Origin of the sequence: Streptomyces sp. SBT349 (assembly GCF_001083795.1) — a bacterium.
Taxonomy (GTDB): Bacteria; Actinomycetota; Actinomycetes; order Streptomycetales; family Streptomycetaceae; genus Streptomyces.
The window spans coordinates 1-8,983 of record NZ_LAVK01000308.1; the positions used below are offsets into that span (position 1 = coordinate 1).

Sequence of the window (8,983 nt, forward strand, 5' to 3'; positions counted from 1 at the left end):
CACCGGGGCCCGCCCTCCGCCCATGCCCGCGGCCCGTCCCGCGCCCGCGGACCCACCGGCCGCGGGCAGCAGCCGCGGCCCGGTGCGCAGCGCGTACAGCGCGAAGTACGCCAGCAGCGCCCCCGTCACCAGCGGCGCGCCGCCGGGACCATGCCCGGCACGGCCGGGGGAGCTCGCCGCCATCGCCACCGCCATGTACACCATGGCCAGCCCCTCCACCACGTGGTGCCCCTGGTGCGCGACCCCGGCGCACAGCAGTGTGGCCGCCCACAGCGCCACCGCCCCGAAGAGCAGGGCGAACGCCGCGGGCGGCAGGAGAGACCCACCGGGCACGGCCATCGCCGCCATGCCGAGGCCCATCACCGCCTCGACGCCCGCCGCGTGCCGGGCCGGCGGCGCGGCGGCGCGCGTGCGCAGCAGGCAGTACCCGCCCGTGATCGCGCAGAGCGCCGCCAGCAGCCAGCCGACCGGCTCAGGGCCGTGCATCGCCCACCTCCCCGCGGGAAGGATGCCCGGCCCCCGCCCCCGGTACGGGAGCGCACGGAGGCGTGCGGGGGCGCGCCGTTACGATGCCCGGGTGACAGCGACGACTGGGCTGACCTTCCGCACGGCGACCGAGGCCGACGTTTCCGCGATCGTGGCGCTGGTCGAGTCCGCGTACCGGGGCGAGGCCAGCCGGGCGGGCTGGACCACCGAGGCGGACCTGCTGGACGGCAGGCGGACCGGAGCGGACGAGGTGCTGCCCGCCCTGAAGGACGAGGACAGCAGGCTGCTGCTGGCCGAGCGGGGCGGCGAGCTGGTCGCCTGCTGCCTCGTCTCCCGCGGCGACGAGGCGGACACCCCGGGCGGAGAGCCCGAGGAGGGGGCGGGCCCGAGCGCCGCGCACTTCGGCATGTTCGCCGTCCGGCCCGAGCGGCAGGCCGGGGGCCTCGGCAGGCTGGTGCTGGCCGAGGCGGAACGCCTGGCCGTGCGCGAGTGGGGCGCTCGGCGGATGCTGATGCGGGTGATCTCCGCCAGGACCGCGCTGATCGCCTGGTACGAGCGCCGCGGCTACGTCCGCACCGGGCGGAGGAGCCCCTTCCCCTACGGCGACGAGCGCTTCGGCGTCCCCCTGCGCGCCGGTCTCGAATTCGAACTCCTGGTCAAGCCGCTGCCCTGACCGCCCGCACGATCTCGGGCCGGTCGGTCACCACCCCGTCGAGCCCGAGCGCGCGGACGCGCGCCAGGTCCGCGTCCGTGTTCACCGTCCAGCTGATCACCCTCAGCCCGGCGGCGTGCGCGCGCTCCACCACGCCGGTGTCCAGCTCCCGAAGCTCGCAGGAGATCATCCCCGCGCCGAGCGCCGTCGCGCGCTCCGGCGCACTGCCCGTGGTCTCGCCGGTCACCAGCGCGATGCCGACGCCGGGCAGCAGTCGCCGGGTCTCGCGCAGCGCCTCGTCGTGGAAGGAGATCACCGTGATCCGGCCGCCGAGCCGGCGGCTCTGGATCACCCCGGCCAGCACCCGGGCCGCCGCCGGGTCCTTGATCTCGGCCTGAATCGGGGCGCCCACCGCGTCCACCACCTCGCCGAAGACGGGGACCCGCTCCCCGAGCCCCGCGTCGAGCCCCCGCAGCTCCGCGACGGTCAGATCGGCGATCGCCCCCGAGCCGTCCGTCGTCCGGTCGACCTCGGCGTCGTGCATCACCACCAGCTCGCCGTCCTTGCTCAGATGCAGGTCGAGTTCGATCACATCCACGCCGAAACGATCCGCCCTGCGGAAGGACCGCAGGGTGTTCTCCGGCTCGACACCCATCAGCCCGCGGTGTCCGACAGTCAGCAGCGGCATGCGGTCACCCTAGGCGCCGCCGGTGGACGGAGGTTGAACGGCGGACACCGGGTGGCGGACAAGGGATCCCCGGATGTGCGGTTGATCGAGAGATCTTCTCCGGATACCGTGCTTATGCGCGAATATCTGCTGTCAAGGAGGGGTCGTGACGGAAACTCTGGCGTCGATCACCGCGAACGGGGGCGGTGCAACGACCGGCCGCGTCGTGTCCCACCGCTCCTGGGCGAGCCTCAAGGAGGCGGTGGAGACCATCCGCCCGGCCCAGTCGCGGGACGGTTCCATCGACTTCGGGGCCGAGGACGCGCCCACCCGTGCCGACATGACCGGCGCCGCCGACCGCGTCATCGCCGCGGTCGAGGAGCTCGCCCCCCTGCTGCCGCACGACGAGGCGTACCACCGGGCCCTGGTCACCGACCTGCGCCGCTGGGCCGACGGCGGCTTCGGCGTCCCCGACTTCCTCGACTCCCTGCTCGCCTTCCGGCCCACCGGCACCCGCACCGACGGCCGCCAGCACCTCGTCGTCTTCCCCATGTACACGCAGAACGGCAACCCCGACCGGAACCTGGAGGCCGTCGTCCTCCGCGTGGTATGGCCCGACTGGCTGGCCGAGCTGGAGCGCACCCGCTACGACAACCCGATGTTCCTCGGCATCACCTTCGAGGACTTCACCGGCGGGTACGACACCAACTCCGCCGTCCTGTTCCCCGAGACCATCGCCGTGCGCAAGGCGCCGGAGCGCTTCACCTGGGGCGGGATCTTCTGCGACCGCGAGGCCGCCCGCTTCCGCCGCGTCATCGGCGCCGCCTGCGAGGTCACCAGCCTGGAGCTCCCCGAGGAGGCCCGCGGGCTCCTCGACGACCAGGAACGCTGCCAGCAGACGTTCGTCCTGTGGGACCTGATCCACGACCGCACCCACAGCCACGGCGACCTGCCGTTCGACCCGTTCATGATCAAGCAGCGGCAGCCGTTCTGGATGTACGGCCTCGAAGAGCTGCGCTGCGACCTCACCGCCTTCGACGAGGCGGGCCGCCTCGCCGCCGACGGCGTCGCCCAGGGCCGCGACGTGCAGTACACGGTGCTGCTCGACCGGCTCTTCCGGTTCCCCGTCACCGGCGAGCGCAACCGCAACTACGACGGCCTGGGCGGCCAGCTGCTCTTCGCCTACCTCCACCAGCACGACGCCCTGCGCTGGCGGGACAACCGGCTGACCATCGACTGGGACCACGCGCGGGCGGTCACCGTCTCGCTGCGCGAGGAGATCGAGACCCTCTACCGCAGGGGCATCGACCGGCCCAAGATCGTTCACTGGCTCAAGGCGTACGACCTGGTCTCCCGGTACCTCGCCCCCCACCCCGGCTCCCGCTGGGCGAAGGGCCCCGACGCCCTCGACCTGACGCTCCCGCCGCGCAAGCTGGTGGACGACGTCCTGCCGGACGAGTTCCCCCTCAGCCTCTTCTACGAGGCCCTCGCCAAGAAGCTGCGCACCGTGATCGCCTCGACCCGGGGCATCACCGCCGCCGCCCCTCCCGCCACCAGGGCCGCGTGATCCCCGCCGCCAGGGAGCGGCATCATGGACCCGTGCAAGGAGGCGACTCTTCGATGACCCCAACCACCCCCGCCCCGTCCGGCACTACCGCGTCCGGCGGTGGCCCGCCCGCGGCGCTCGACGGCGCCGTCGTGGCGGTGGCGGGAGCCGGCGGACCCGCCGGCCACGCCACGCTGCTGCGCCTGGCGCGGGCGGGCGCCACCGTCGTCGCGGCCGACGCCGACGCCGAGCGCCTGGCCGAGGGCGTGGCCGCGGCGCGCGCCGGGGGCGCCACCGTCGTCGGCGACACCGTGGACCTGCTCTCCCCGGACTCCGCCCGCGCGTGGGCGGCCAAGACGGAGAAGGAGTTCGGCCGCGTCGACGGTCTGATCCACCTCGTCGGCGGCTGGCGCGGCTCGGCGAGCTTCGCCGAGACGGACCTCGCCGACTGGGACGTGCTGCACGACCTGCTGATCCGCACCGTCCAGCACACCTCGCTCGCCTTCGAGGCGCCGCTCGCCCGCGGCGGGAACGGCCGGTACGTCCTCGTCAGCGCCGCGGGCGCCAGCCGCCCCACCGCGGGCAACGCCGCCTACGCCGCGGCCAAGGCCGCCGCCGAGGCGTGGACCCTCGCCCTGGCCGACGGCTTCCGCAAAACCGCCCCGGGCGGCGAACCCGCCGCGGGCGCCACCGTGCTGGTCGTCAAGGCCCTGGTCACCCAGCGGATGCGCGACCAGCGTCCCGGCGCCAGGTTCGAGGGGTTCACCGACGTCACCGACCTCGCCGACGCCATCTGCGGCCTGTGGACCAGGCCCACCCGAGAAGTGAACGGAACCCGCCAGTGGCTCACCCCCCAGCCGTGACGACCGACGCCCGTCGCCACCACGACCCCGCGGCGCGAGGCTTCGCCAGCGACAACTACGCGGGCGCCCACCCCGAGATCCTGGCCGCCCTCGCCCTGGCCAACGGCGGCCACCAGACGTCCTACGGCGCCGACGACTACACCGCCCACCTCCAGGACGTCTTCCGCGCCCACTTCGGCCCGCGCGCCGAGGTATACCCGGTGTTCAACGGCACGGGCGCCAACGTCGTAGCGCTCCAGGCCCTCAGCGAGCGGTGGGGCGCCGTCGTCACCGCGGCCTCCGCCCACATCCACACCGACGAGGGCGGCGCCCCCGAGCGCGTCGGCTCCCTCAAGCTGCTGCCCGTGCCCGCCCCGGACGGCAAGCTCACCCCCGAGCTCATCGCCCGCGAGGCATGGGGCTTCGACGACGAGCACCGGGCCAAGCCCCAGGTCGTCTCGATCACCCAGTCCACCGAGCTCGGCACCGTCTACACGCCGGAAGAGATCCGCGCCGTCGCCGACTTCGCCCACGAGCGCGGCATGACCGTCCACCTCGACGGCTCCCGCATCGCCAACGCGGCCGCCTCCCTCGGCGTCCCGCTGCGCGCGTTCACCACCGACGCCGGCGTGGACGTGCTCTCCTTCGGCGGCACCAAGAACGGGATGCTCTTCGGCGAGGCCGTCGTCGTCCTCACCCCCGGCGCCGTGCGCGCCATGCCGCACATCCGCAAGTACTCGATGCAGCTCGCCTCCAAGATGCGCTTCGTCTCGGCCCAGTTCGAGGCCCTGCTCGCCGGCGACCTGTGGCTGCGCAGCGCCACCCACGCCAACGCCATGGCCCGGCGCCTCGCGGAGGGCGCCCGCCGGGTGCCGGGCGTGGAGGTGCTGTACCCGGTCCAGGGCAACGCGGTCTTCGCCCGCCTGCCGCACGACGCGGGGGAGCGGCTGCGCAAGCGCCACCGTTTCTACTTCTGGGACGAGGCGGCGGGCGAGGTCCGCTGGATGTGCGCCTTCGACACCACCGAGGAGGACGTCGACGCCTTCCTGGCCGCGCTCAGCGAGGAGATGGCGCGGTAGACCTCTCCTTCGCCTCCCGCCGTCACCGAGCGCTCCCCCGGACGAAGTCTGGGGGAGGCCGGGGGAGGACGCCGGGCGCCGAAGGGGACGTAGGCGCGCGCCGCCCGGGGAGGTCACACCACCGCGACCCCGCGACCGCTGTCAACGGCACGGGTGGGCACGGCGGTTGCTCACGGCTTCTGGGCCACCGGGGCAGCGGGCGCGCTGCCGCCGAGGTGCGCCGGCAGCCACCAGCTGTCCTCGGGGCCCTTCGGCTTGGCCGGATAGGCCCGCTGGGCGGCCTCCAGCAGCTCCTGCACGCGCCCGCGCAGCCGCTCGGTGACGCTCACCGCCGACTCCTCCGGGTCCACGGCCATCGGCTCGCCGACCCGGATGGTGATCGGCACGTGGTTGCGCCGCAGTTCGCGCTTGCGCCCCTTGGTCCACAGCCGCTGCGTGCCCCACAGCGCCACCGGCAGCATCGGCACGCCGGCCTGCTGAGCCATCCTGGCCGCGCCCGACTTGAACTTCTTCAGCGTGAACGAGGGGGATATGGTCGCCTCGGGGAAGACGCCCACGATCTCGCCCGAGCGCAGCGCCGTCACCGCCTGGCCGAACGCCTCCTCGCCCTGGGCCCTGTCCACCGGTATGTGCTTCATCGCCCGCATCAGCGGGCCCGACACCCGGTGCCGGAACACCGACTCCTTGGCCATGAACCGCACCAGGCGCTTGGCCGGTCGCGCCGCGATCCCGGCGAAGACGAAGTCCAGATAGCCGATGTGATTGCTCACGAGCACGGCGCCGCCGCGCCGTGGCACATGTTCACTGCCTCCGATGTCGAAGCGCAGATCGAGCGCCTTGAACAACGTCCGCGCCGTCGCGATGACCGGCGGGTATACGAGATCTGCCATGCGGGGCCCTTCTCCCGAGCGGTGGGAACCTACGCCTCCGTAACTTCCGGCGACGCCCGATCGTGCCCCAAAGTGGCGAGGAACACCAGCCCTGCCCCCGACCGGGCGTGCGGGAATGAAAGCCTGGAGCCGCGCGCTGCACTCGGGACGAGGGCCATGACGACCACGAGCGAGGACACGCGTCGAAGACGTCGAACGCGGTGACGGGAGGCCGGTGATGAGCGGATCCGGGCAGCCGACCCGCCTGGACGCGGCGGCCATCGGCGCGGAACGCCTTGGCCCGCGGGCCACGCTGGTGCACGTCTCCAGCGCCTTCTGCCAGCCCTGCCGCGCCACCCGCAGGATCCTGGCGGACGTCGCCGCCCTGGTCGACGGCGTCACGCATGTCGAGATCGACGCCGAGTCCCGGCTCGACCTCGTGCGCGCCCTGCGCGTGGACCGCACCCCGACCGTGCTGGTGCTCGACGCCGCCGGGAATGTGGTGAAACGCGCCGCCGGGCAGCCGCGCCGCCCCGACGTCATCGCCGCCCTGGGCCTCGCCACGGCGGACCAGGGGGATCAACAGGGGACCCGGGGCGCGTAGTCGGCGTCACAGTGAGACATCCTTGCCTAGGGGGGATACCCTGGATGTACTGACGAGTAACTAACCGGGTGATCTTCCCCGTGCCCCGAGTGCGGACCGACGAGCAGTAGGAGAGCCGGCGTGAGCCTGAAGATCGTTGTCTGTGTGAAGTACGTGCCCGATGCCGCGGGGGACCGGGGTTTCGCCGAGGACCTGACCACCGACAGGGAGGCGGCGGACGGACTCCTCTCGGAGCTGGACGAGTACGCGGTGGAGCAGGCCCTGCGCATCGCGGCGGAGGCCGACGACACCCAGGTCACCGTGGTGACCGTGGGCCCCGACGACGCCACGGACGCGCTGCGCAAGGCGCTGTCCATGGGCGCTGACAAGGCCGTGCACGTGAACGATGACGACCTCCACGGCACCGACGTCATGGGCACCTCGCTGGTCCTGGCCAAGGCCGTCGAGCACATCGGGTACGACCTGGTGCTGTGCGGGATGGCCTCCACGGACGGCGCCATGGGAGTCCTGCCCGCCCTCCTCGCCGAGCGCCTCGCGGTGCCGCAGGTCACGCTGCTGTCCGAGGTGCTGGTGGCCGACGGCAAGGTCGCCGGGCGGCGGGACGGCGACGCGGCCACCGAGCGGCTCGAAGCGGCGCTTCCCGCCGTGGTCTCCGTGACCGACCAGTCGGGGGAGGCCCGTTACCCCTCGTTCAAGGGGATCATGGCCGCCAAGAAGAAGCCGGTGGAGACGCTGGACCTGGAGGACCTGGACATCGAGGCGGAACAGGTCGGCCTGGCCGGCGCCTGGACCGCCGTCGACTCCGCCACCGAGCGCCCGGCCCGCAGCGCGGGACAGGTCGTCACCGACGAGGGCGACGGCGCCAAGCAGTTGGCCGCCTTCCTCGCCGAGCGCAAGTTCATCTGAACCGTCCCGCCCCTCGTCCGTTTCCCGTCTCGATGGAGAGCACGCATTCCCATGGCTGACATCCTCGTTCACGTCGACCACGCCGACGGCGACGTCCGCAAGCCCACGTTGGAGCTCCTGACCCTCGCCCGCCGCCTGGGCGACCCGGTCGCCGTCCACCTCGGCCCCGGCGCCGAGGCCGCCGCCCCGGTCCTCGCCGAGCACGGGGCGGTGCGGATCCTGGCCGCCGACGCCCCGGAGTTCACCGACTACCTGGTGGCCCCCAAGGTGGACGCCCTCGCGTCCGCCGTCGACGCCGTCTCCCCGGCCGCCGTCCTGCTGGCCTCCTCCGCCGAGGCCAAGGAGATCGCCGCGCGCCTCGCCGTCCGCCTCGGCTCGGGGCTGATCACCGACGCCGTCGACCTCACACAGGGCGACGAGGGCCCGCTGGCCGTGCAGTCCGTGTTCGCCGCCGAGTTCACCACCGTCTCCCGCGTCACCCGGGGCATCCCGGTCATCACCGTGAAGCCCAACTCCGCGGCGCCCGAGGCGGCCCCGGCCGCGGGCGCCCTCGAGGAACTGGCCGTCTCCTTCGGCCCGCTGGCCACCGGCACCCGGGTCGTCTCCCGCGAGCCGCGCCAGTCCACCGGCAGGCCCGAGCTGACCGAGGCGGCCATCGTGGTCTCCGGCGGTCGCGGGGTGAACGGCGCGGAGAACTTCGCCCTCATCGAGGCCCTGGCCGACTCCCTCGGCGCCGCCGTGGGCGCCTCCCGCGCCGCGGTGGACGCCGGCTGGTACCCGCACTCCTCGCAGGTCGGGCAGACCGGCAAGACGGTCTCCCCGCAGCTCTACATCGCCACCGGCATCTCCGGCGCGATCCAGCACCGCGCCGGCATGCAGACCTCGAAGACGATCGTCGCCATCAACAAGGACTCCGAGGCGCCGATCTTCGAGCTCGCCGACTACGGCGTGGTCGGCGACCTCTTCACGGTGGTCCCCGCCCTGACGGACGAGATCACCAGCCGCACGTCCTGACCCCCCACGGCACCCGGCCGCCCCCCCCGGCCGGGTGCCGTGCCGCGGTGGGCCCGCCGCGGGCGTCATGGTGCGGAGGACGACTCCCGGATACCGACGGAGGTCTCGCATGGGACAGCAGGACGGGCAGGACCGGCAGGAAGTGCAGGAACGGCGGGCCACCAGCCTCGGCCCCCAGGTGATCGCCGCCGTCGGCGAGACCCTGGCCGACATCGACGCGGACCTCGCCCGCCGTTACCCCGGCGGGCCGGCGACCCGTCAGCCGGTGGCCACCCCTGTCTCCTATAACAATCCGGCGCCTCGGGCGGAGGAGAGGAG

The 8,983-nt window shown here is 73.6% G+C and carries 10 protein-coding genes and 1 pseudogene; 8 read left to right on the top strand and 3 right to left on the bottom strand.

Annotated features, from left to right (window positions below; all coding sequences use genetic code 11):
* The coding region (locus tag ADY01_RS27970) for a DUF5134 domain-containing protein (RefSeq protein ID WP_049579087.1) at positions 1-486 on the bottom strand (486 nt) is incomplete at its 3' end.
* A 91-nt stretch (positions 487-577) separates the two neighbouring features.
* Between ADY01_RS27970 and ADY01_RS27975 the strand changes: the two genes are divergently transcribed.
* Positions 578-1,159 (top strand): GNAT family N-acetyltransferase, encoded by a 582-nt coding sequence (locus ADY01_RS27975; RefSeq protein WP_049579070.1) that lies wholly within the window; start codon positions 578-580, stop codon positions 1,157-1,159.
* Here ADY01_RS27975 and ADY01_RS27980 read toward each other — a convergent pair.
* Entirely contained in the window at positions 1,143-1,826 is a 684-nt protein-coding gene (locus ADY01_RS27980) for a glycerophosphodiester phosphodiesterase (protein WP_049579072.1), read from the bottom strand. The two genes, ADY01_RS27975 and ADY01_RS27980, sit on opposite strands and share 17 nt — an antisense overlap.
* Before the next feature lie 145 nt (positions 1,827-1,971).
* Here ADY01_RS27980 and ADY01_RS27985 point away from each other — a divergent pair, with 145 nt between their 5' ends.
* The 3 genes from ADY01_RS27985 to ADY01_RS27995 are packed head-to-tail and all read left to right on the top strand — an operon-like array spanning position 1,972 to position 5,272.
* Positions 1,972-3,372 (top strand): DUF6421 family protein, encoded by a 1,401-nt coding sequence (locus tag ADY01_RS27985; RefSeq protein ID WP_049579073.1) that lies wholly within the window; start codon positions 1,972-1,974, stop codon positions 3,370-3,372.
* Positions 3,373-3,425: 53 nt separating this feature from the next.
* Positions 3,426-4,214 (top strand): SDR family NAD(P)-dependent oxidoreductase, encoded by a 789-nt coding sequence (locus ADY01_RS27990; protein WP_049579075.1) that lies wholly within the window; start codon positions 3,426-3,428, stop codon positions 4,212-4,214.
* Entirely contained in the window at positions 4,211-5,272 is a 1,062-nt protein-coding gene (locus ADY01_RS27995; protein ID WP_049579076.1) for a threonine aldolase family protein, read from the top strand. The genes ADY01_RS27990 and ADY01_RS27995 overlap by 4 nt, the downstream gene beginning before the upstream one ends.
* A 170-nt stretch (positions 5,273-5,442) precedes the next feature.
* Here the strand turns inward: ADY01_RS27995 and ADY01_RS28000 are convergent, their stop codons facing one another.
* Positions 5,443-6,162, bottom strand: coding sequence for a lysophospholipid acyltransferase family protein (locus ADY01_RS28000; protein WP_049579078.1), 720 nt, complete (start codon positions 6,160-6,162; stop codon positions 5,443-5,445).
* A gap of 217 nt (positions 6,163-6,379) precedes the next feature.
* Here ADY01_RS28000 and ADY01_RS28005 point away from each other — a divergent pair, with 217 nt between their 5' ends.
* The 4 genes and pseudogenes from ADY01_RS28005 to ADY01_RS28020 form a co-directional block, all read left to right on the top strand.
* On the top strand, positions 6,380-6,745 hold the full coding sequence (locus ADY01_RS28005) for a TlpA family protein disulfide reductase (RefSeq protein ID WP_049579080.1): 366 nt from the start codon (positions 6,380-6,382) through the stop codon (positions 6,743-6,745).
* A gap of 120 nt (positions 6,746-6,865) precedes the next feature.
* Complete coding sequence (locus tag ADY01_RS28010; protein WP_049579082.1) at positions 6,866-7,651, top strand: electron transfer flavoprotein subunit beta/FixA family protein; 786 nt, start codon at positions 6,866-6,868, stop codon at positions 7,649-7,651.
* A gap of 51 nt (positions 7,652-7,702) precedes the next feature.
* Positions 7,703-8,665, top strand: a complete 963-nt coding sequence (locus tag ADY01_RS28015) for an electron transfer flavoprotein subunit alpha/FixB family protein (protein ID WP_049579084.1) — start codon at positions 7,703-7,705, stop codon at positions 8,663-8,665.
* Between the two features lie 109 nt (positions 8,666-8,774).
* A pseudogene (locus ADY01_RS28020) lies at positions 8,775-8,983 on the top strand (hypothetical protein); the annotation flags it as partial.

What these genes read in the sequence shown, in the direction of transcription:
- ADY01_RS28000 (WP_049579078.1), bottom strand. Translation starts at nt 6,162, where the DNA reads ATGGCAGATCTCGTATACCCGCCGGTCATCGCGACGGCGCGGACGTTG.
- ADY01_RS27980 (WP_049579072.1), bottom strand. Translation starts at nt 1,826, where the DNA reads ATGCCGCTGCTGACTGTCGGACACCGCGGGCTGATGGGTGTCGAGCCG.
- ADY01_RS28015 (WP_049579084.1), top strand. Translation starts at nt 7,703, where the DNA reads ATGGCTGACATCCTCGTTCACGTCGACCACGCCGACGGCGACGTCCGC.
- ADY01_RS28005 (WP_049579080.1), top strand. Translation starts at nt 6,380, where the DNA reads ATGAGCGGATCCGGGCAGCCGACCCGCCTGGACGCGGCGGCCATCGGC.
- ADY01_RS27990 (WP_049579075.1), top strand. Translation starts at nt 3,426, where the DNA reads ATGACCCCAACCACCCCCGCCCCGTCCGGCACTACCGCGTCCGGCGGT.